The sequence below is a fragment of the Marinobacterium marisflavi genome (assembly GCF_982447095.1).
Map to the genome: position 1 here is coordinate 1,260,014 of NZ_OZ457898.1, position 21,702 is coordinate 1,281,715.

Sequence of the window (21,702 nt, forward strand, 5' to 3'; positions counted from 1 at the left end):
GTCCTTATTCAAGCATCGTCGCGAGACTTTTTGCGTTCATCACAGCAGGGCTCTTCACAGCTGGGCTCTTCAAGCCGGTACTGTTCTTCGGTGCCCGGTACCGGGTCAATGCCCCCATCCGAGCCAGGATGGCAGCGGCTGATCCGTTTGATTCCTAGCCATAGCCCTTTGAATGGGCCATAGAGTTCTATCGCTTCCATAGTATAGCTAGAGCAGGTTGGATAAAAACGGCAGTTCTGGCCCATGATTGGGCTAAGAAAGAGCTGATAACCACGTACCAGTAAGATTAGGAATGCGCTCAGTAGCTGCTTCAAAAGAGGATCTCCGCGTTGGCTCGTATATTAGCGGTAGGGACCCCAAATGCCAACGAGAGTTGCCAACGAGAGCAGCCAACGCAGAGGTGGTGGATTTGGACAGCAGATACAGCGGCTTAGTTAGCCGCTGAATCCAGTCGCAGTGTCGACAAGGTGTTCTGCCGGATGGAATTGAGCAGTTCAGCGTTCTCAGTCAGAGATTCACCGTAGGATGGCACCATCTCTTTGAGGCGCTCGCCCCAACCCTGGTCCAGACGCTCTGCAAAACAGCGCTCGATGATCGAGATCATCGTTCCAGCTGCCGTCGATGCACCCGGAGAAGCACCAAGCAAAGCGGCTAGAGAACCGTCCTGAGATGAGATCACCTCGGTACCGAACTCGAGTTTACCCTTGGTATCTACACCGGGCTTGATAATTTGCACGCGCTGGCCGGCGAATGAGAGCTCCCAGTCCTCCTCTTTCGCGTCGGGGAAGAAAGTGCGCAGCGCCTCAACCCGTGAGGTATGCGTCTGCATCACTTCAGAGACGAGGTATTTGGTGAGGTCGAAGTTGTTCTTCGCGACTGACATCATCGGTAGGAAGTTATCGGCACTGATCGACATCGGCAGGTCCATCAATGAACCTTTTTTCAAAAACTTGGTTGTGAAGCCGGCGAAAGGTCCAAACAGCAGCGCTTTCTTGCCGTTGATCACACGTGTGTCCAAGTGAGGAACCGACATCGGTGGTGCACCGATCGGAGCCATACCGTAGACCTTGGCTGCATGTTTCTCAATTACATCGTCATTCTTACAAATCAGCCACTGGCCGCTGACAGGGAAGCCGCCATAGCCGTTGCCCTCAGGAATGCCAGACTTCTGCAGCAGTGGCAGTGCACCGCCACCTGCGCCTAAGAAGACGAACTTGGCACGCACTTTCTCGGTTTCGGGTTTAGAGCTGTGCTTGAGGCCAACAGTCCAGGTTTTGTCGGCGTTCTGTTTCAGATCGGTTACGTAGCGACCGAGCATCAGTTCGAAGTTCTGTTTAAGCTCAAGGTAGTTAACCAGGTAACGCGCTAGTTCCCCGAAGTTGACGTCCGAGCCGTAACGTACACGTGTCGCTGCAATTGGTTCGCCGGCTGGACGGTTCTGCATGATCAGCGGCATCCACTGCTCAATCACCTCAGGATCGTCGCTGAACTCCATGTCGGCAAACTGATGATGTGCCGAGAGTGCAGCGTGGCGCGTACGCAAGAATTCGACGTTCTCCTGACCCCAAACAAACGAGCAGTGCGGCGTCGGGTTAATGAATTTGCTCGGGTAGGGCAGAGCGCCCTTGTTAACCAGATATGACCAGAACTGCAGGCTCACTTCGAACGACGCGTTGATCGCGTAGGCTTTATCGCAGTTTACGCTGCCATCGGCTTGTTTGGGTGTGTAGTTCAGCTCACAGTAGGCTGCGTGGCCTGTGCCAGCATTGTTGAGACCGTCCGTGCTCTCATAGGCAACATGATCAAGGCGTTCTACCATAGCAACTTTCAGCTCAGGATCTAACTCCTGCAGCATTACACCTAGCGTAGTGCTCATGGCACCGGCGCCCACTAGCAGGACGTCTACTTCACGCTCATTCATACCTGTTGTACCCCTTTGCAGTTACACAAGTGAGCTGGCTTAGTGTGGCGGTACACTTTTGATGCACGCTCGGCTAAACCACTCTTCGCGGGTTTGCGAATTTTGGCGCATTATATTGCGCCGCAGCATTGAGTATAAGTCGACTTATTATTGATATTTGTTATTAACCAAGTCTGAAAGAATCTAACGCCCGTATTTGTTGAGGTTACAGCTGTAATAAAGTTGATCTCTTACACCAATGTATAGTTCGTTCGGGGCGCTGATGGATCCTTTTTCGATCGCTAAACCTGACTTTCTCTGGGGGTATCTTGCTGATATCGCAGCGGATTCATCCAATTCAGCTCGAGTGATCACACTTGCGACGATCGATTGCGAAGGGCTGCCTCAAGCGCGCTCGGTGATACTGCGCGAGGCCGACGCTTGGTCGCTAACTGTATACACTGACAAGCGCTCACCGAAGGTGGATCAGCTTAGGCGTCAGCCTCGGGCGCAGCTACTGTTGTGGGATCGCGAGAAACGCTGGCAGTTGCGCTGTGAAGCAACGACTGAGGTGATCGCCCACGGTGTAGAGACTGATCAGCTTTGGGAGAGAATCAAGGATACTCACGCCGCTCAAGACTATCTGACGCCGCAAGCACCTGGTGAAATCTTGGACGTTAATTCTGTCGCTCACGTCGGCCCCCAGTTAGCGATTTTGAGGTTTCATCTGACCGAAATTGATTGGCTCGAGTTGCGACGCGAAGGGCACAGACGCCAACGCCTGACCCCGGATGGGATACAGGCGCTGGTTCCTTAGGCGTATACAGCGATTAGAGGTGCTCTTCGGCGTATTCGGCCAGAGGTGAGCGGAAGATACCCTCGAAGTGGATGCTCGCCGCACCCTCGTAGTCGCGGAAGCGCTCCACAATGTAGGTCAGACCCGAAGTGGTCGCTGTCAGGTAGTTTGAATCTATCTGTGCCAAGTTACCGAGGCAGACCATCTTAGTATTCTTACCACAGCGGGTCAGAATCGTTTTGAGCTGCTGTGGGGTTAGGTTCTGTGACTCATCGATCAGTACAATTGCGTTCTGAATTGAACGTCCACGAATGAAGTTGAGTGATTTAAACTGAATATTCGCCTTCTCGATCGCATACTTCACACTGCTCTGTGGGCGCTCATCCTGTTCGTGCATCGCTTCTAGGTTGTCCTGAATAGCGCTCAACCAAGGGGTCATCTTCTCCTCCTCGGTGCCGGGCAGGAAGCCGATATCCTCAGCGACGGGTGGCGTGGAACGGGTCACAATAATCTTGTTATAGCGCTGCTCTTCGATAACGAGCTCTAGGGCACAAGCTAGTGCGATCAAGGTTTTACCCGAACCTGCAGCACCGAGGAGTACGGCCAGATCGATCTCCTCATCAAGCATTGCCTGCATCGCGAACGCTTGCTGGATGTTGATCGGCGAGATCCCCCAGCAGCTCTGATTCATCAGGTGATCGTAGCCGAGATCTTCAAGAATGACGTTCTCACCATCGACAATCGAAGTACGTGCGGCAAAGTCTTTGGTGTCGTCGTAGATATACTCGTTAGGGTAAGTGTCCGGCAGCACAGAGCGGGCGACCTTGTGGTAGGTGTGTCCCTCTTTGTTGATGCTCTCGACGTTCTCTACATCCTCCCAGAAGGGGTGGTCGAGATGCTTATGTCCGGCGGGAAGTAGATCAATATCCGAAACCAACTGATCGGTGCGGTAATCCTCACAACGCTCAAGCCCTGCACCCAGGGCCTTCAAGCGCATGTTGATATCTTTCGTAACCAGTATCACTTCGCGCTGTGCTAGCGTCGACTGCAGGTGCAAAGCGCAATTGATAATGCGGTTATCTTTATTGTGATCACTCGGCAAAAACCCTTGGCGCGCGCCAAGCTCGTGGTCTGGGAAGATACTTAATTGGCCATGCTTGTCGGACGGTTGACCTTCAAAGCTGATCTGTACCCCCTTTTTGATCTGCTCGGGCTTGGTGGCTGCTGAGATAATGCGATCGATTTGGCGAATCGCAGCGCGCGCTTCGCCGGCAACACTTTTCTTTCGGTCTTTTATGTCGTCGAGCTCCTCGAGCACGGTCATTGGGATGCAAATGTCTTGCTCTTTAAACTCAAAAAGGCACTTGGGGTCATGGAGAAGTACGTTGGTATCGAGGATATACAGCTTGGTTGCAGCCATCAGCAGTTCCTTATCGGCGGTAGGCTAGGAGTGTTCCGTCACTTACAACCTAATCCAATGCAGCGACTTTTACAAATGTCATCTTAATGTAATTTTGATGGGCTTAACTGCGGCCTAAATAACTTGCTAAATAGTGCGCTTGAGTCATAGTTATAGAGAAGCGCAGCTTCGTATCGAGGGCTTTTTTGAGCCGAAGGAGAGATACATGAATGAAGCTTTTGTAAACGCCAGCGTCAAGCCGCTGGAAAGTCTGGATATGCTCTCGCCGCATGAGGTTGAACGCCTGCAGGATCGCAGCGATTCTGGGGTTTATCCGCTATTTCGTCAGTGTGCACTCGCGGTCCTAAATACCGGCAGTGATATGGATAGTACGCGTGAAGTCCTCGAGCTATTCAAAGATTTCGACGTCCACATCTCGCTCAAACACCAGGGCGTCCAGCTAGAGCTGGAGAACGCACCGGCGCGTGCTTTCGTTGACGGTGAGATTATTCAGGGTATCCGCGAGCACCTCTTTTCAGTCCTGCGTGACCTGATCTATGTGGTTGATGAGCTCGATGAGGTGGGGCAGGGGCTGGCTCAAAGTGCTCAGCTCACCAACTTGGTGTTCCATATTCTGCGTCACGCCGATGCGCTGGCGCCGCATGTGCATCCTAATATTGTTGTCTGCTGGGGTGGCCACTCTATTGGTGAGTTTGAGTATGACTACACCAAGAGTGTGGGTTACGAGTTGGGCCTTAGAGGCCTGAACATCTGTACTGGCTGCGGCCCTGGCGCGATGAAAGGCCCGATGAAAGGGGCGATGATCTCTCACGCAAAGCAGCGTGTTAAAGATGCGCGCTACATTGGCATCACGGAACCTGGGATCATTGCGGCGGAGTCCCCCAACCCGATTGTGTCTGAGCTGATTATCATGCCAGATATCGAGAAGCGCCTGGAGGCCTTTGTGCGCTTGGGCCACGGCATCATCGTATTCCCCGGCGGCGCGGGTACAGCTGAAGAGATTCTCTACATGCTTTCGATTCTGCTGCGAGAAGAGAACCGGGATATTCCCTATCCGTTTATCTTTACCGGTCCAGAGGGGAGCGAAGCCTACTTTGAACAGATCGATGAATTTATTGCTGCCACTTTGGGCGAGAGAGCACGTTCGATGTACGAAGTGGTCGTTAATGATCCAGCGCGCGTCTCCAAACTGATGAAGCAGGGACTGGATGCAGTCACCGAACATCGCAAGGCGGCTGGGACTGCCTACCACTACAACTGGGAGTTGTTTATCCCGGATGAGGTACAACATCCATTTGACCCGACTCACGCCAACATGGCGGGGCTGAATCTTCATAAAGATCAGCCTGATTACCTGCTGGCCTCAGAGCTGCGCCGAGCACTGTCAGGCATAGTCGCTGGCAACGTGAAAGAACCCGGTGTTCGGGCAATTGAGCAGTTTGGCCCGTTCCAGTTGGACGGTGATAAAGAGATCATGCAGGCGTTGGATAAGCTACTCAAAGCCTTTATCGAACAGCGCCGAATGAAGATCGACTACAGCTCGTACGTTCCCTGTTTCGAACTGGCCTGTTAGACCTTGCGTACCTTAAGAGCGCCTGTAGGTTACGACGGTGCGTTCGCTGGTGAAGTGGCGTAGATAGTGGGGGCCACCGATCTGCGGCCCAGTGCCCGATGGGCCTGTGCCCCCCATGGGCAGTGCGCCGCCACTGGCGCGTGGTTCAGGGTGATTGAAGTTGAGATTGCCGACGCGCACCTGACGCTCAATTTTGTGCCTCAATACTGGGTTGTCACTAAACAAGCTCAGACTCAACCCGTAGCCCGTACGATTGATCTCGTTGATGACGCGGTCGATATCGTCTCGACTGAAGCGGATCAGATAGAGTAGCGGGCCCGGAATCACCTCCTGCAGCTCATCGAGTGTGTAAAGTCGAATAACAGTTGGCGAGACATAGAGACCCTGTTCGTTCTGCTCCTGAGTGGGCTGCTCAGCTAAGATCCGACCTTTAACCCGCAGTCGCTCGATCAAATCATGCAGGGCGTTCATCCGATAGATACTGCTTACCGGGCCAAGGTCTGTCTGCAGACTCAGCGGTGAACCCAGCTGTATCAGTGACACCGCATTGATGATGGCTCTCTCGTACTCCTCAGCAATCTCCTCCTCGAGGTAGACAACATGTGAGCAGAGAGGGTACTGGCTCGATGCGCTGAAGGACTCGTGTAGCAGGCGTGGCAGGTTGGCGTGGATCTCCTGATCACGATCGATCATTACCAGTGACTGACCTTCGGAGTTAACGGCTACAGGGATCAGCTGGGCGCCGGGTCGGTTAGCCAGTTGTGCACTGATCTCTGAGCCCTTGACCCCCAGCCCAGTGTAGATCACGCCGTTGACGCGGTAGTCCTCTAGCAACCAGTTTCCGATCTCACGCAGACCTCCGGGTAAAAAAGCAACCAACGCTGTCGGAACCAAAGCCTGTAGCAGGAGCTCAAACAGTCGCATCGAGGTCATTGAGGCGTTTTCAGCCGGCTTGACGACCAGCCCATTACCCGCAAGCAGCGCCGCGGTGCCCGAGCCAACCAGCTCTGCGACAGGGGTTTCGCTGCTTGGGATCGCGAGTATCACTCCGCGACCGTGCAGCTCGAGCTGATGTTGTGAGAACTGATCTTCAAACAGCGGTCGGTCGGCTAGTTGTTCCTTGGCAGCGCTGCAGTAGTAATAGGCGAGGTCTATTGCATCGCGCACTTCACCCAGCGCATGTTTGATGGGTTTGCCGGTCTCATAGGCGAGCAGTGTCGCGATCTCCAAGCGCTTCTCATTAACCAGGCGAGCGAACTCCATTAACCGTCGACTGCGCTCCTCCACACTCAGCAGATCCCAAGCTGTCTGTGCCTCCTCAACCACGGCAAGGGCCTCGCGCACTTGATCTTCGCTGGGGATCATGCGCTGACCTATAATTTGATTCACATCCTGGGTCGCGCAGATATCAACAATCTCACTGCTCTTGCGCAGGGTGCCATTGATGACTGGCTGAACAGGTCGATCATCAGTGCATAGTGTTTCGACCTGAGTCGCTATTGCATCGGCCAAGCCGGGCTGGCTCAGCATAAAACCCTCAGCGCGCTGGCGTTCGTCTGCGAAGAGCTCCGGTGGCGTAGGTAGGTTGTCCAGCTGCGGATCGATTGCACTCCAGTGTGGTGCGCAGAAACAGGGCCACTGGTTTGCTTGAGCCCGTCCGAGCAGATCGGCGGGAGGGTCGATTAACATCGGCTTTAGCTCAGAGCCGGATTCACTGGCTAAAAGTTCGAAAGCGAAACGGTATTGGGCATCGATAAGTGCGCGGGAGCGCAGAATCGGATAGTCCGGCAGTGCTTCAATGAGTGCGCTGCGGCTCTGTTGCTCTAAATTGTCTCCACGCAACAGACAGATCGGAATCAGGATCCCTTCGCTCTGGGCCAGCTTCTGTAACCAACCCAGAGTGGGAATCGCGCGCTTTGACGCACAACTGATGCAGATCCCGATTCGATCGCGATAGGCGCCGGACTGGATAAGCTGCACGAGCAGTTGTAGTTCAACCGATAGGCGCTCCTCATCAATCGGTGCCAGATAGACGGGGTCATCGCTCTCATCCGGGATCAGTGGCATCAGACGCTTGAGCAGGTCCTTCTCGATGCGAGGGTATATCAACGCGTTAAATCGCGGATGCAGATGCTGTGGGTATATAAAGAGTGGAGAGGTATCACTTGCCTCAGTCAGATAACGGTTAAAGTTTCGATTGGCCTCTGCGTGATCGATTGGCTCGTACATCTCAAGCTCTGCGAGCGAGGGCAGTTCGGAGCTTTGGGGCTCGAGCGGGTAAATAAGGAAGGCCCCTAACGCCTCTTCGAGCTCAGGATCCGGCATATACAGATAGTGCTCAATAGCTCGGTAGAGAGTCTTCAGATCCAGTACTGAGTATTCATCTGACAGATAGATAGATAAGGGCAGCATCGACGTTGATTGGCCTGTCCGGATTATTTCTATTCAGTGTAGACCGGAACTTTCAGGGCGGTTAGTTAATCTTTATAGTAGAGGGCTATTCTTCGGCACTTCAGGCAGGCTGGAACAACGTGCGCCGCAAACTGGTAATCACACTGACAACGCTCCATGGTACTCGCCAGATAACATTGGGGCAGGTTGCACGCTACGCTATCCTCATCCTATTGATAGTCGCCGGTGGCGCCTTTGCGCTTTCCAACTACCTCCTTATCCGTGCGACTGACGACTTGCAGATTCTGGAGTCTGAACATCTGGCCCTGGGTTCTGAATATGACCAGCTCAATATGACGTTGGAAGAGGTAACGGAGCAACGTAACCTACTTGAGGTGGAGCGCGAGGCACTGGAGGTACGGTATCAAGAGGCCCTCGGTAGCCAGCAGCTCTACTTGTCTGAGTTAGATAGTCTGACTGGCCGGCTCGAATCCTTAGCGCAGGATCGTGAATCGCTCGAAGCACAGATGGAAGGTATAGCCAGCGAGCGTGAGACGCTCGAGGCTGAGATGAAGGAGTTGGCCCAGGCGCGCTTGCAAGATAACGAGTTGATGGATCAGCAGCTCGCGGCACTTGATGAATTAGCCCGCGCGCGTGCTGCGCTGGAGAACCAGAATGAGGAGCTGACGCAGAGTCTGACTGAGCTGGGCGCAACTCTGGGTCTTACCGATCAGCTTCAGGGATTGGATGCAGCCGCCAGTGCCGCATTAATCGAAGCGCGTGCCCGGGAGCGAAGGTTGCTGCTGAATATGATCCCTAATGGGCTGCCAGCACAATTTGAGCGGGTAAATAGCGACTTTGGCTCACGTATCCACCCAGTGACCAAGAAGAAGGCGATGCACCGCGGGGTCGACCTGAAGATGGCGAGGGGGACACCGGTCTACGCGACTGCAGATGGTATAGTGGAGACCGCCGGTACCGATAATAAGGGCGGGTTCGGTAAGATAATCCGCATTCAGCACAGTTTTGGTTTTAGGACCTACTATGCTCATCTAAACAAGCTGTTGGTGCGCCCGGGCGAATATGTGGTTAAAGGGCAGCAGATCGCTGAGAGTGGCAGTACCGGGCGTTCTACCGGGCCTCATCTACACTATGAGGTACGACAGCTCTGGACGGCACTGGACCCGGCGCCCTTTATGAGCTGGTCGCTGGATAACTACGAGCAGCTGTTTGAGCAGGTTGGAGAGATCAAGTGGGATTCCTTAGGAAAGCAATATCCGCTTCGCATGGCAACAACAGCATCACAATAGTACCCAAGGGCGCGCGCCTTGCAGGTGAGTTGTTGATTGACGGCTCACTGCATATCAATGGCGAGTTCGATGGTCTGCTGGATACACACTCTAGTCTTATTGTAGGGCGCGGTGGTGTATTCAAAGGGCGTGCCCGGGCGCACGAGGTGCTGTTAACCGGTCAATTCGACGGTGAGCTGCAGTGTGACCGATTGCATGTTTTCAAGGGCGGCGTATTTCGCGGGCGCGTGGCGTGCGAACAGCTCCAGATCGAAGAGCATTCCGAGTTTTTAGGGGAGCGTATCTACCCCGGATTGGAAGCGACTGTGATCGAAGAAGTGCATGAGTTGCTGGAACAACCCATGTCCGCTCAGCAAGACGCTGACCCTGAGGTGACGCTGGATAACCTGCTGGATTCGCTGCCCACTCAAATAACACTCAAGGATGGTTAAGAAAGATCGATGTGTGAACTGCTAGGTATGAGCGCCAACGTCCCGACCGATATCTGTTTTAGTTTTGCCGGTCTGATGCAACGCGGGGGTGCCACAGGTCCTCACCGCGACGGTTGGGGTATCGGCTTTTATGAGGGGCATGCGCTGCGTGCTTTCCATGACCCCAATCCCAGTTTTGACTCGCCCATAGCGCAGTTGATCTGCAACTATCCGATCAAGAGCCACACAGTAATTAGTCATATTCGTCAGGCAAATGTCGGCGGTGTGAATCTAGAGAATACCCACCCGTTCAGTCGCGAGCTCTGGGGCTTTACCTGGACCTTTGCCCACAATGGTCAGCTTGATAAGACCCTGTTCGATTGGCCGCTAGAGTTCTACAAACCGGTCGGTACCACTGACTCTGAGTACGCCTTCTGTTGGTTGATGGGGCAGATTCGTAAAGAGTTTCCCGAGCGGCCGGCAGATATGGCAAAGCTGATGCACTTTATCGAGACTTGTGCAGCGAAACTCCGTGCTTTGGGTGTGTTCAATATGCTGTTGAGTGAATCTGAGTACCTGTTCTGTTACTGCACCACTAAGCTGCATTGGCTGACCCGCAAAGCCCCTTTTGGCGAGGCGCAGCTTAAAGATACCGAATTGGTGGTGGATTTCTGTAGCGAGACCCACGCGGATGATGTGGTCTCTGTCATCGCAACTGAGCCGCTGACCGATAACGAGCAGTGGCAAGCGCTGCAGACCGGAGAACTCCTCGTTTTCCGCCACGGTGAGCTGTCGCAACGTATGCAAAGCAGTGAGGTAAGTTAGGTTGGCCTTCACCAACCTCTCCGATTTCGTTAGTTGGCTGGCCGAGCGCCAAGCCGATGCGACAGCGCTGGTCTGTGGTGATGATTCGTTAACTTTTGAACAGTTGGATGAGTACTCCCGCAGCCTAGCGCTCTGGTTTAGCCGTGAGCTGGGCCTGCAACCGCATTCGCGTATTGTTGTGCGCCTGCCCAACGACCTGCATCTGCCAGTTACACTCTTCGCCGCGATACGCGCAGGTTTGGTACCGGTGCTTGTGTCGTCTAACTCCAGTGCCCAGGAGGTTGAACGCGTAATTCGTGAAACGGGCGCGAAAGCTACCATCTCAGTACCTCAACAGGCGGAGCATCTGGCATTTTTTAACGCGTTTGAACAACCGCCGAAAATTATCTTTAGCGGCCGGCTCGATTTTGGCAACCTCCTGGAGCGCCGGTTAGGCCAGGCGATGCGGCCGTTTAAGATGCGAGTCGGAGACCACCCGGTGCGGTGGTTGTCGGAGGGCTTGGAGTACGGTCGTTCGATCTTCCACGCCTGGCCCAACACCCAGAGCAGTGACCTGGCACTGATTGAGTACACCAGTGGTACTACGGCCGCTCCCAAAGGGGTGATGCTGTCGCATGCCAACCTGGTTGCCAATATGATGCAGCTCAGCGAGTGCATGAGCCGTGCGGGCTCCAGCCGCCAAGAGCGCATGCTGATCTCATTGCCGCTCTATTTTTCGTACCCCCTAATGCTGATGCTAACCAACTGGATGCGCGGTGGGGCTGTAGCGCTGGTGACGAACATCCGTGACAGCGCGCTGATCGCCGAGCAGTTTGATCGCTTTGTGCCTGAGGTGTTTGTGGGAATTAGCCCGGTCTTCATGGCGCTCTGTCAGGATCCGCTGTTCCCGCAACTGAGCTTTAAAGAGCTGCAGTACACTATCTGCGGCGGTGCCACACTGAACGAGCGCGCTGCGCAGCGTTGGCGCGAAATTACCCGCTCGCCTATTGCTCAGGGTTACGGTTTAACCGAGGCGTCGCCGGTGATCACCTTCGATATCGAGATGCGTGGCGTGGCAGGTTATTTGGGTAAACCGCTCTACCAAACTCAAATTCGTATTGTTGATGATGCGGGCGAGGTGCTTCCCACCGGTGCCAAAGGTGAGATACAAGTGCAGGGGGCGCAAGTGATGCGGGGCTACGTCGGGCAGAGCGAACGCGGTCTCTTCCCGTTTACCCCTGATGGTTGGCTGCGCACCGCGGATATTGGTCGACTTCACTCCGATGGCGAGCTCGAGTTGATTGAGCGCCAGGCCGAAGTGATTCGCGTGCCCGGTTTCAGGGTCTACCCCTCGGAGGTCGAGACTATCGTCAGCAAACATCCTAGTGTGTTGGAGTGTGCGGTGGTGGGCTTGCCCAATGAGGATGGCACCCAGCGGATAAAGCTCTTTGTTGTCACCAACGATAGGCGTCTCACTCAGCGGCAGGTGCGTGAATACTGTCGCCAGCGCCTGACACGCTACAAGGTGCCGGATCTGGTTGAGTTTAGAAACTCGCTACCCCACAGCGCCTCGGGTCGATTGCAACGTGCTCGCCTAGTGCAGGAGAGTCTGCCGGAGCCCTCGCTGACGAAGGTTCTAGCTGACGAAGACTCCGGCTGACGACGAGCAGCCCGTTAAAACTGAACTGGGCGTAAAACTGTGAGTACGGTAGAATCCTGCCCCTTATTTTTGCCGTATAGCTGAGCCATGTCGCTAAAACCCCTCTACAACCAACTTGATGCCTGTCGTATCGCCGACCGTTTTCCGTTGCGCCAAGCTATTGGACGCCTGCAGGAGGGCGATGACGAGGCGCGCGCCAAGGTTGAGGATCGTATTCTTGCATCGATGGAGCGGGTGCAGGCGTTTGAACTGCTAAATCAGCAGCCGATCAACTACCCTGATCTCCCTGTCTCTGAGCACCGCCCGGCAATACTTGAGGCGCTGCGCAACAATCAGGTGATTGTGATTGCCGGCGAGACGGGCTCAGGTAAAACCACACAGCTACCCAAACTCTGTCTGGAACTGGGATTGGGCACCAAAGGCCTTATTGGTCATACCCAGCCGCGCCGCCTGGCTGCGCGCACTGTTGCTAACCGAATCGCAGAGGAGCTACAGACGCCGCTGGGCGGGCGTGTCGGCTATCAGGTGCGCTTCCACGATCAGGTTAGTGACGAGACTCAGGTTAAACTGATGACCGACGGTATTCTGCTGGCCGAAACGCAGAATGACCGCTATCTGGAGAAGTATGAGGCGATCATTATCGATGAGGCGCACGAACGCAGCCTCAATATCGACTTCCTGCTTGGTTACATCAAACGCATCCTGCCAAAACGCCCTGATCTTAAGCTGATCATCACCTCAGCCACTATCGATTTGCAGCGCTTCTCTGAGCACTTCGACAATGCGCCCGTGATTGAGGTCTCGGGACGCACCTTCCCGGTGGAGATGCTCTATCGTCCCTTACTGGATCAGCAGGATGAGGACGAACGAGCAATCGATATGCAGCAGGGGATTCTCAAGGCGGTTGATGAGCTGATTGAGATCGACCGTGCTAAAGGTGGCTCGGGGCCCGGCGATATTCTGATCTTCCTGCCGGGTGAGCGCGAGATTCGTGAGACCGCAGAGGCGCTGCGCAAAGCGCAGCTGCGCCACACCGAAGTGATGCCACTCTATGCACGTCTATCACTGGCAGAGCAGAACAAAGTGTTCAGCAATTCTGGTCGATCGGGTCGACGAATTGTGCTCTCCACTAACGTGGCCGAGACCTCAGTCACTGTGCCCGGCATTCGTTACGTTATCGATCCGGGCTTGGTGCGCATGTCGCGCTACTCCTATCGTGCAAAGATTCAGCGCCTGCCAATCGAACCAGTGTCACAAGCGAGTGCTAACCAGCGCTCGGGTCGCTGTGGTCGAGTTGCCCCCGGCACCTGTATCCGCCTCTACTCGGAGGAAGATTTCAAAGCACGGCCTGAATTTACCGATGCCGAGATCCGTCGCACCAACTTGGCTGCTGTAATCCTGCAGATGCTACAGCTGCGCTTGGGTGATATTCATAAATTCCCGTTCATCGACCCGCCTGATAAACGCTTCATCAATGACGGTTATAAGCTGCTGGAAGAGCTGCAGGCGGTTGATAGTCGGCGTAACATCACCGGGCTAGGTAAACAGCTGGCACGCCTGCCGGTGGATCCCCGTGTAGCGCGCATGCTGGTGGAGGGTCACCGTCAGCGCGCACTCAAAGAGTTGGTGATTCTTGCCAGTGCCCTGAGTATTCAAGATCCGCGCGAGCGCCCGGCAGAGAAACGCCAGGCGGCTGACCAGCAGCACAAACTGTTTGAAGATGATCATTCGGACTTCATTACTCTGCTAAATATCTGGAACGCCTACGAGGAGCAGCGCCAAGAGCTGAGCCAGTCGCAGCTACGCAAATGGTGTCAGAAGCACTTCTTGTCGTTTATGCGTATGCGCGAATGGCGCGATCTGCACCGTCAGCTGCACATCAGCTGTAAGCAGCTCGATCTTAAAGAGCTTGAGAGCGAAGCGAGTTACGAGTCGATCCATAAATCGCTGATCTCAGGCCTCTTGGGTAACCTCGGTTTTAAACACGAACGTAATGAGTACCTGGGTGCGCGTAACCGGCGCTTTAAGATATTCCCGGGTTCGGGCCAGTTTAAGAAGAATCCCAAGTGGCTGGTATCTGCAGAGCTGCTAGAGACCAGCGCGCTCTACGCCCATACGGTGGCGAAGATTGAGCCTGAGTGGATTGAACCCATCGCCAAACACCTGGTGAAGCGTACCTATCTGGAGCCGCACTGGGAGAAGAAGCGCGCGCAGGTGGTAGCTCAGGAACAGGTGCGCCTGTATGGCCTAACAATCGTGCCCGGTCGCACTGTGCACTACGGCGCGATCGATAAGCCGGTATCGCACGAAATATTTATCCGCTCCGCGTTGGTGGAGGGGGAGTACCGCACCCATGCGCCTTTCTTCGCGCACAACCAAGCGCTGCTGGAGCAGGTCGAGGCGCTGGAGGATAAGTCGCGTCGGCGTGATATTGTTGTTGATGAGGAGAGTCTGTACCAGTTCTACGCCGACCGTCTAGATGAGAATGATGGTGCTGAAGTAGTCAACGGCATAGGCTTTGAGGCCTGGCGCAAACAGGCTGAGCGCGATAACAAAAAACTGCTCTTCTTTACCGAGAAGGATGTAATGCAGCGCACGGTTGAGCACGTCTCCGCCGAGCAGTATCCGGATCAGGTGCAACTGGAAGGGGTGGAGCTGGGGCTTGAGTACGCCTTCGAGCCCGGTAAACAGCATGACGGCATTAGTATCGATGTGCCTCTACCTCTACTGCCGCGCCTGGAGACCGAAAAGCTCGACTGGCTAGTACCCGGAATGCTGGCAGAGAAGCTTGAGGCAATTCTGCGAGGTCTGCCTAAACAGGAGCGCAAACACTTTGTGCCGATTCCCAATTACGTCAAAGAGCTGAGTGAAAAGCTCAGTTTTGGCGAAGGCGATCTGTGTGAGGCGATTTCTCTACAGCTTCTGCGGCTGTCAGGACGCCGTGTGCCCGCGCAGCTTCTGCGAGAGGTGAAGCTCGACCCGCTCTACAAAACCAATATTCGCGTGCTGGATGCCAGCGGTAAGTTGCTGGGACAGGGGCGCGATTGGGAAGAGCTACAAGCGAAGTTTGGGGGTGCGGCGCAGGAGGCTTTGGACCGAGCGCCTAAGCAGCACTGGGGCGAGACCGGTCTAACGGATTGGAGCTTTGGTAACCTCGATAAGCAGGTGGTAGTCCGTCATGCTGGGGGTATTGAAGTTGAGGCCTATCCTGCACTGGTAGATGCAGGTGACTCGGTAGAGCTGAAGCTAGAGATGAATCTGCTGGATGCTGAGCGGGCGACCCTGCGTGGTGTGGCAAGGCTCATGTTGATCAGTATGCAGGCGCACGTTACCCAGGTGCGTCATCGCCTTCCCAAGCTGGCTCAGGCAGTGCTATACACCAATAAAGTCTTTAACGAGCGTCTGCTTCAGGATCAGCTGATGATCTCGGCGGTACTGCAGTTGATTGCTCAAGCAGAACTGCCAAGGTCAGAGGCGGCGTTCAAATCGCTACGTGACACAGTGCGCGCCGAGCTGTTCGGCACCGCTGTTGAGCGGGTTAAATTTGTGACTGAGCTGCACGCCAGCTATCACCGTATCAATAAGCAGTTGAGTGGCAAGGTGAACCTGCAAACCGTGCCGGTGCTGAATGACATACGGGCGCAGCTCAGTGCCCTGATCTATCCGCATTATTTGGCCGAGACACCACCGGAGTGGTTGGCGCAGGTTCCACGTTATCTGCAGGCGATTGAGGTGCGTTTGGAGAAATATCAGCGCAATCTGCGCCAACAGGTACTCTGGAGCGAAGAGCTAGGGCAGTGGGCACAGCGCTTGCAGTCTGCCAAGGCAAAAGCCGAGACACGCGGAGCGGTTAGCGTTGAGCTGTTAGATATACGCTGGTGGCTGGAGGAGTACCGTGTTTCACTCTTCGCCCAGGAGCTCGGTACCAGTTTTAAGATCAGTGAGAAACGTCTTAAGCAGCGGTTCACTGAGGTGACCGAATAATGCCCAATAATAGGTCTTAGCTGCATTGCACAATATGGCGCAATGACTACAATCAGAATTCAGATAGGTTTTAGGTATACCCGATGGCGTTCCCAACCCGAAAAGCGACACACACAGCTGGAGTGATAGCGCTCTCAATTGCACTGATCTCCTCACCCGTGCTGGCTGAAGAGACGCATGAGACTGACCCCTGGGAGGGCTTCAACCGTGCAATGTTCAGCTTTAATGAGGGGCTTGATCGAGCCATCGTAAAACCGGTGGCTCAGGGCTACCGCTTTATTATGCCCGATTTCGCTGAGCAGGGCGTGCACAACTTCTTTGAAAACATTGGTGACGTTAAAACGTTTTTTAACAATGTTTTACAGGGTAAACCTAAAGAGGCAAGTGAGGATTTGGGTCGTGTGATTGTGAACACAACTATCGGCATCGGTGGCCTGTTCGACGTCGCAACAACCTTTGGCATACCGAAGCATGATGAGGATTTTGGTCAGACACTGGGCACCTGGGGTGTAGAGTCTGGTCCCTATTTGGTTCTCCCTCTCTTCGGTCCGTCTAGTGTTCGCGACGGAATCGGTCGCATTCCTGATATGATGGTTGACCCGGTGCAGCAGGTCAGCGACGACGATACGCGTTTAGGCCTGCAGGTATTGCGCGTGATCGATACCCGCTCACAGCTGCTTGAAGCAGAGGGTGTCATTAGTGGTGACCGCTACACCTTCATCCGTGATGCCTACCTGCAACGTCGTGAATTCGAAATAAACGACGGTCAGGTCAAGTTCAACGCTGACGATTTCTAGCCAACACCGAATGAACCCGCAAGAACAGCGTATTCTCATCTACTCGGACGATAACGATACTATCGACCGAGTGATTGAGTTGTGTGAACGTTGTGAGGGCGGACTGTTGAGAATATCGGTCTGCCGTGACCAGAGCGAGCTGCAAACCCTCTTTGATCACCACGACTGCGCACTTGCATTTGTCGATATGGAAAACGACGTCTCAGCCCAAGAGATTGACCGTATCGCCTACAAGTTGAGTCCCAAACCGACCATAGCGATCGTTAGAGCGGGCACGGCTGAATCGATGCTGATGGCAATGCGTAATGGCGCTGATTCGGTTTTTACTCAGTTTGAAATGGCCGAGTCCCCCGCGCAACTGGTCTATTGTATCGAGCGACAACTGATGCGTGCCGCGCGGATTGATGAGACTGACTATCTTCGTGATACGCTAAGTAAAAGCCTAGAAGAGCTCAAAGCGGATCAGCGCGCTGCGCGCGAGATTCAGGAGCGCATATTGCCGGATGATGTCGAAGATATTGAAGGTTTGCATATTGAGTATGCAATGCAGGCGTCCTTGGTACTTAGTGGCGATTTCCTCGACATCCTGCGTCTACGAGATGGGAGGGTTCTCTTCTATCTGGCGGACGTCTCCGGTCATGGTGCGTCGTCCGCGCTGGTGACTGTACTACTAAAAAACATCACCAGCCGTGTGATGCGCTCCTACCACAACGAGAAGTCCACCACACCGGATAACCCCGATGCACTTTTGGCGCTATTCAATCGCGAATTGCTGCTGACCAGCTTAGGCAAACACCTAACGATCTTTGTCGGTCTGATTGACCAACATGCCAATTCGCTCGACTACGCGATTGGTGGCCATCACCCGATGCCAATACTGGTCCAGGGTGGCGCAGCACGCTCTTTAGGGGGGCGTGGTATGCCGATAGGGCTCTTTGAGGAGCCTAGCTTCGAGCGCCATCAGGTAGAATTAGATGAGAAGTTTGAACTCTTCCTCTTCTCCGATGGCATTCTTGAGGTACTAGGGGGTGACAATCTCGACGAGAAGGAGCAGAATCTGCGCACTTTGTGTGAACGGGCGGGCCAGACACCGGAAGCCATACTGCAAACAGTAACGGCCGAGGTGGAGACACAGCCTGATGATGTTGCAGTAATGATGGTTTCACGTAGATGATCGCCGACTCAGGTCAAATTCTTTTTGCAGTTCAGGATGGGCACTATGTGCTGAAGTTTCTGGGGGATGTGCGCTTAACGCTCTGCTCTAATCTAGATGAGCATCTGCGTTCCATTCTGCGCCGTGACGATATCACTGAAACCCTGATCGACCTGACCGAAACGAAGAACATCGACAGCACATCCCTTGGCCTCATCGCCAAACTGGCCATCAAAAGCGCCAAATGTAACCTCCCAAAACCGACCCTGGTATCAACCAATCCCGACGTGACCCGTATCTTGCACGCGATGGGATTCGACTCGGTATTTCTGCTTTTGGAGGAGATGCCAGCAAGCTGTAAGGACCTGATCCAGGTGCCAGTGGTGCAGGAGTCAGAAGAGCAGGTGAAGCAGCGCATCATAGACGCCCACCGCGTATTGATTAGCCTCAACGACGCCAACCGCGACGAGTTCAAAGACCTCATCACCGCCCTAGAGTGCAGTTAGTAGGAGGGATGTGCGCACAGCGCATTTCCCGAAATATCTACTGCATGAAAAGCCGTGAATGGACGTGAAATACGCTTCGCGTACATCACTCCTACAAACATCTCCTACAACGCTTCTCGAATTCTCTTAACGAGTGCTAAGGCCGCAGGATTATCTCCATGCACGCAGAGCGTATCTGCACGCACTTCGAGTCGGTTGCCTGACTCAGTCACAACGAGCTGATCCTGAGCTAAGAGCAGTGCCTGCTCTAACGCCTTATCTTCACCGTGTACTGCATGCGCCTGTGAACGCGCAACTAGCTTACCCTCATCGGTGTAAGCTCGATCAGCAAAGGCCTCAAACAGCAGTTCCAAACCATGATCCTGCGCTTCTATGAGATGTTGTTCCTGCTCGGCGGTGGCTAACAGCATCAGTTTGAGCGGGCGGTAGTAAGATGAGAGCGCACGCATCACACTGGCGCGAATAGCTGCGTCGGCCATCATGTCGTTATACAGCGCACCGTGTGGTTTGACGTAAGCGAGCGGGTGATTGAGGCTCTGGGCGATGCCGTCCAGCGCACTAATCTGAAACAGAATCTGCGCCTCAAGCTCGTCGTCGCTCATCTTGATTGAGCGCCGGCCAAAACCTTGCAGATCGGGGTAGGAGGGGTGTGCACCCGCTTGAACGCCAGCCGCTTTGGCTAGCTCAAGCGTGCGTCGCATCGTCAGCGGATCGCCAGCGTGCCCGCCACAGGCGATATTGGCTTGGTCGAGCAGCGGCATAAGTTGCTCGTCCATACCCATCGTCCAAGCGCCATAGCTTTCACCGAGATCTGCGTTCAGTAGCATCAGTTCGTCCAAATTTTTTGTAGGAGCGAAGTACGCAAAGCGTATATCGCGACCAACTCATTGTCGCGTCTTGCGGCTGCGCCGCACAACCCTCCTACACAAACGCCTTTCTAGGAGGGATCTGCAGCAAAGCTACAGGTCGCGACTGGTGTTACGACTTCGCCAACAACTGTTCCAGCTTAACCTGATCCGCCGCAAAACCACGGATACCCTCAGCCAGCTTCTCAGTCGCCATGGCGTCATCATTCTGCGCCCAGCGGAACTCGCCCTCAGATGGACCATGTTTCACATCGCTGCTAGAAGCCTTAGCCGCGTCCAGACGACGCTCAACCTCACCCTGAGTTGCTGCCAGCTCTTCAAGCAGGCCAGGCCCAATTGTCAGACGGTCACAACCAGCCAGCGAGACAATCTCGCCCGTGTTGCGGAAGCTCGCGCCCATCACAACCGTGTCATAGCCGTTCGCTTTGTAGTAGTTGTAGATGCGCGTAACCGACTGCACGCCTGGGTCGTTATCACCGCTGAAATCTGCATCTGGAGACTGCTTTTTGTACCAGTCCAGAATACGGCCGACAAATGGAGAGATTAGGTAGGCACCTGCATCAGCACAGGCCTGGGCCTGAGCAAAACCGAACAGCAGAGTGAGGTTACAGCGGATACCCTCTTTTTCGAGTTCACGCGCTGCCTGAATACCTTCCCAAGTAGAGGCGATCTTGATCAGAACACGATCTTTGCTGATACCCTGAGCGTCGTAGAGCTCGATCAGGCGGTGTGCTTTGTCTAGTGTCGCTTTGGTATCGAACGAGAAGCGCGCATCAACCTCAGTAGAGATGTAGCCCGGAACGATCTTTGTTATCTCAGTGCCGATCAGCACCGCCAGGTAGTCGGTCATATTCGCCAGCATCTCAGCGTCTGAGCCGCCTTGTGTCTGAGCCCAAGCGCGCGCTTGGTCCAGCAGTGGAGCATATTTAGGGTCCTGGCTCGCTTTAAGTAGCAGTGATGGGTTAGTGGTTGCATCCTGCGGTGTGAACTGACGAATCGCGTCGATATCACCGGTATCTGCTACAACGGTTGTCATCTGCTTTAGAGCACTTAACTGGTCCATTCTAAATCCTTACCTTGTTGGGTCTTACAAGAAATTACTTATCTTCGACAAATTTTAGCGCTTCGCGGAACACTTCAACGCCCGCTTCGCGCTTGTGGCCGTTCTCACTCAGGTAGCGACGGAATTGCTTACCGCCGCGCTGCCCGTGGAACAGGCCCAAAAGATGTTTCACCACACCGTAGAGCGACCAGCCATCAGCCATACGTCGCTCAATGTGTGGAATAAACAGCTCAGCCACCTCATAGCGGCTGGGTATTGCATGATTATCTGCAAACAGAGTGCCATCTACCTGGCTCAGGAGCGGGTAGGGGTTCTGGTACGCCTCGCGTCCTATCATCACACCATCCACCTGTTGCAGATGTGTGACACACTCATCCATAGTTTTTATGCCGCCATTTATGACGATTTCAAGCTCCGGGTAGAGCTGCTTAATGCGGTAGACATAGTCATAGATCAGCGGCGGAATCTCACGATTCTCTTTGGGACTCAGGCCCGCCAGAATCGCCTTCCGCGCATGGATGGTGAAACTATTACAGCCCGAACCTTTTACGATCTCAACGAACGCCTGCAGCAGCTCGAAGCTATCAAGGTCATCGATGCCCAAGCGATGCTTAACCGTCACAGGTATATTGGTGGCCGCCTGCATCTCTCCCAGACACTCCGCCACCAATTGCGGATGCGCCATCAGACAGGCACCAATCATATTGTTCTGCACCCGGTCCGACGGACAACCTACATTGAGGTTCACCTCATCGTAACCAAACTCCTCAGCCAGCTTGGCACACTGCGCCAACTCAGCTGGATTTGAGCCACCGAGCTGCAGCGCAATCGGGTGCTCGGATTCGTGGTAACTCAGAAACCGAGCCGGATCATTGTGCAGCAGCGCACCCGTCGTTACCATCTCTGTGTAGAGCAGGGTGTGGCGCGACATTAGACGATGGAACACACGGCAGTCGCTGGTGGTCCAGTCCATCATCGGAGCGACAGAGAATCGGCGGGAGAGCGTTGTGTCAGTCAAAATTCGCGTTCAAAAATCGGATTCAAAATAAAAGAGCGTAAGTTTAACGAA

17 protein-coding genes are annotated in these 21,702 nt (G+C 54.2%); 10 read left to right on the forward strand and 7 right to left on the reverse strand.

Annotated features, from left to right (window positions below):
* Positions 1 to 8: 8 nt before the first annotated feature.
* Positions 9 to 314, reverse strand: coding sequence for a membrane protein insertion efficiency factor YidD (gene yidD / locus AC1WNR_RS06235; protein ID WP_481643659.1), 306 nt, complete (start codon positions 312 to 314; stop codon positions 9 to 11).
* Positions 315 to 430: 116 nt separating this feature from the next.
* Entirely contained in the window at positions 431 to 1,921 is a 1,491-nt protein-coding gene (gene mqo / locus AC1WNR_RS06240; RefSeq protein WP_481643660.1) for a malate dehydrogenase (quinone), read from the reverse strand.
* Between the two features lie 262 nt (positions 1,922 to 2,183).
* On the opposite strand from mqo, the gene AC1WNR_RS06245 reads away from it, so the two are divergent.
* A complete protein-coding gene (locus tag AC1WNR_RS06245) occupies positions 2,184 to 2,717 on the forward strand; it encodes a pyridoxamine 5'-phosphate oxidase family protein (protein WP_481643661.1) in 534 nt (177 codons plus the stop codon).
* Positions 2,718 to 2,730: 13 nt separating this feature from the next.
* Here AC1WNR_RS06245 and AC1WNR_RS06250 read toward each other — a convergent pair whose 3' ends face one another.
* Positions 2,731 to 4,116, reverse strand: coding sequence for a PhoH family protein (locus AC1WNR_RS06250; RefSeq protein ID WP_481643662.1), 1,386 nt, complete (start codon positions 4,114 to 4,116; stop codon positions 2,731 to 2,733).
* Positions 4,117 to 4,321: 205 nt separating this feature from the next.
* Here AC1WNR_RS06250 and ppnN point away from each other — a divergent pair, with 205 nt between their 5' ends.
* A complete protein-coding gene (gene ppnN / locus AC1WNR_RS06255; protein ID WP_481643663.1) occupies positions 4,322 to 5,689 on the forward strand; it encodes a nucleotide 5'-monophosphate nucleosidase PpnN in 1,368 nt (455 codons plus the stop codon).
* A 12-nt stretch (positions 5,690 to 5,701) separates the two neighbouring features.
* Here the strand turns inward: ppnN and AC1WNR_RS06260 are convergent, their stop codons facing one another.
* Positions 5,702 to 8,101, reverse strand: a complete 2,400-nt coding sequence (locus AC1WNR_RS06260; RefSeq protein WP_481643664.1) for a proline dehydrogenase family protein — start codon at positions 8,099 to 8,101, stop codon at positions 5,702 to 5,704.
* A 119-nt stretch (positions 8,102 to 8,220) separates the two neighbouring features.
* Here AC1WNR_RS06260 and AC1WNR_RS06265 point away from each other — a divergent pair, with 119 nt between their 5' ends.
* From AC1WNR_RS06265 to AC1WNR_RS06300, 8 genes are all read left to right on the forward strand, one after another.
* Positions 8,221 to 9,390 (forward strand): M23 family metallopeptidase, encoded by a 1,170-nt coding sequence (locus tag AC1WNR_RS06265; protein WP_481643665.1) that lies wholly within the window; start codon positions 8,221 to 8,223, stop codon positions 9,388 to 9,390.
* Between the two features lie 32 nt (positions 9,391 to 9,422).
* Positions 9,423 to 9,821: a bactofilin family protein gene (locus tag AC1WNR_RS06270; protein ID WP_481643666.1), complete on the forward strand. Its 399-nt coding sequence runs from the start codon at positions 9,423 to 9,425 to the stop codon at positions 9,819 to 9,821.
* 9 nt (positions 9,822 to 9,830) lie between these two features.
* Positions 9,831 to 10,625, forward strand: coding sequence for a class II glutamine amidotransferase (locus tag AC1WNR_RS06275; RefSeq protein ID WP_481643667.1), 795 nt, complete (start codon positions 9,831 to 9,833; stop codon positions 10,623 to 10,625).
* Position 10,626: 1 nt separating this feature from the next.
* A complete protein-coding gene (locus AC1WNR_RS06280) occupies positions 10,627 to 12,264 on the forward strand; it encodes a class I adenylate-forming enzyme family protein (RefSeq protein WP_481643668.1) in 1,638 nt (545 codons plus the stop codon).
* A gap of 87 nt (positions 12,265 to 12,351) precedes the next feature.
* Entirely contained in the window at positions 12,352 to 16,248 is a 3,897-nt protein-coding gene (gene hrpA / locus AC1WNR_RS06285; RefSeq protein ID WP_481643669.1) for an ATP-dependent RNA helicase HrpA, read from the forward strand.
* 83 nt (positions 16,249 to 16,331) lie between these two features.
* On the forward strand, positions 16,332 to 17,045 hold the full coding sequence (locus AC1WNR_RS06290) for an MlaA family lipoprotein (RefSeq protein ID WP_481643670.1): 714 nt from the start codon (positions 16,332 to 16,334) through the stop codon (positions 17,043 to 17,045).
* A 10-nt stretch (positions 17,046 to 17,055) separates the two neighbouring features.
* Complete coding sequence (locus AC1WNR_RS06295) at positions 17,056 to 18,219, forward strand: PP2C family protein-serine/threonine phosphatase (protein WP_481643671.1); 1,164 nt, start codon at positions 17,056 to 17,058, stop codon at positions 18,217 to 18,219.
* Entirely contained in the window at positions 18,216 to 18,704 is a 489-nt protein-coding gene (locus tag AC1WNR_RS06300) for an STAS domain-containing protein (RefSeq protein ID WP_481643672.1), read from the forward strand. Before AC1WNR_RS06295 ends, AC1WNR_RS06300 begins: the two co-directional genes overlap by 4 nt.
* Before the next feature lie 104 nt (positions 18,705 to 18,808).
* Here AC1WNR_RS06300 and AC1WNR_RS06305 read toward each other — a convergent pair whose 3' ends face one another.
* The 3 genes from AC1WNR_RS06305 to dusA all read right to left on the reverse strand — a co-directional run bounded on the left by AC1WNR_RS06305 (position 18,809) and on the right by dusA (position 21,651).
* Entirely contained in the window at positions 18,809 to 19,531 is a 723-nt protein-coding gene (locus AC1WNR_RS06305; RefSeq protein ID WP_481643673.1) for a 5-oxoprolinase subunit PxpA, read from the reverse strand.
* Between the two features lie 151 nt (positions 19,532 to 19,682).
* Positions 19,683 to 20,633, reverse strand: coding sequence for a transaldolase (gene tal / locus AC1WNR_RS06310; RefSeq protein WP_481643674.1), 951 nt, complete (start codon positions 20,631 to 20,633; stop codon positions 19,683 to 19,685).
* 34 nt (positions 20,634 to 20,667) lie between these two features.
* Positions 20,668 to 21,651 (reverse strand): tRNA dihydrouridine(20/20a) synthase DusA, encoded by a 984-nt coding sequence (gene dusA / locus AC1WNR_RS06315; RefSeq protein WP_481643675.1) that lies wholly within the window; start codon positions 21,649 to 21,651, stop codon positions 20,668 to 20,670.
* Positions 21,652 to 21,702 lie beyond the last annotated feature (51 nt).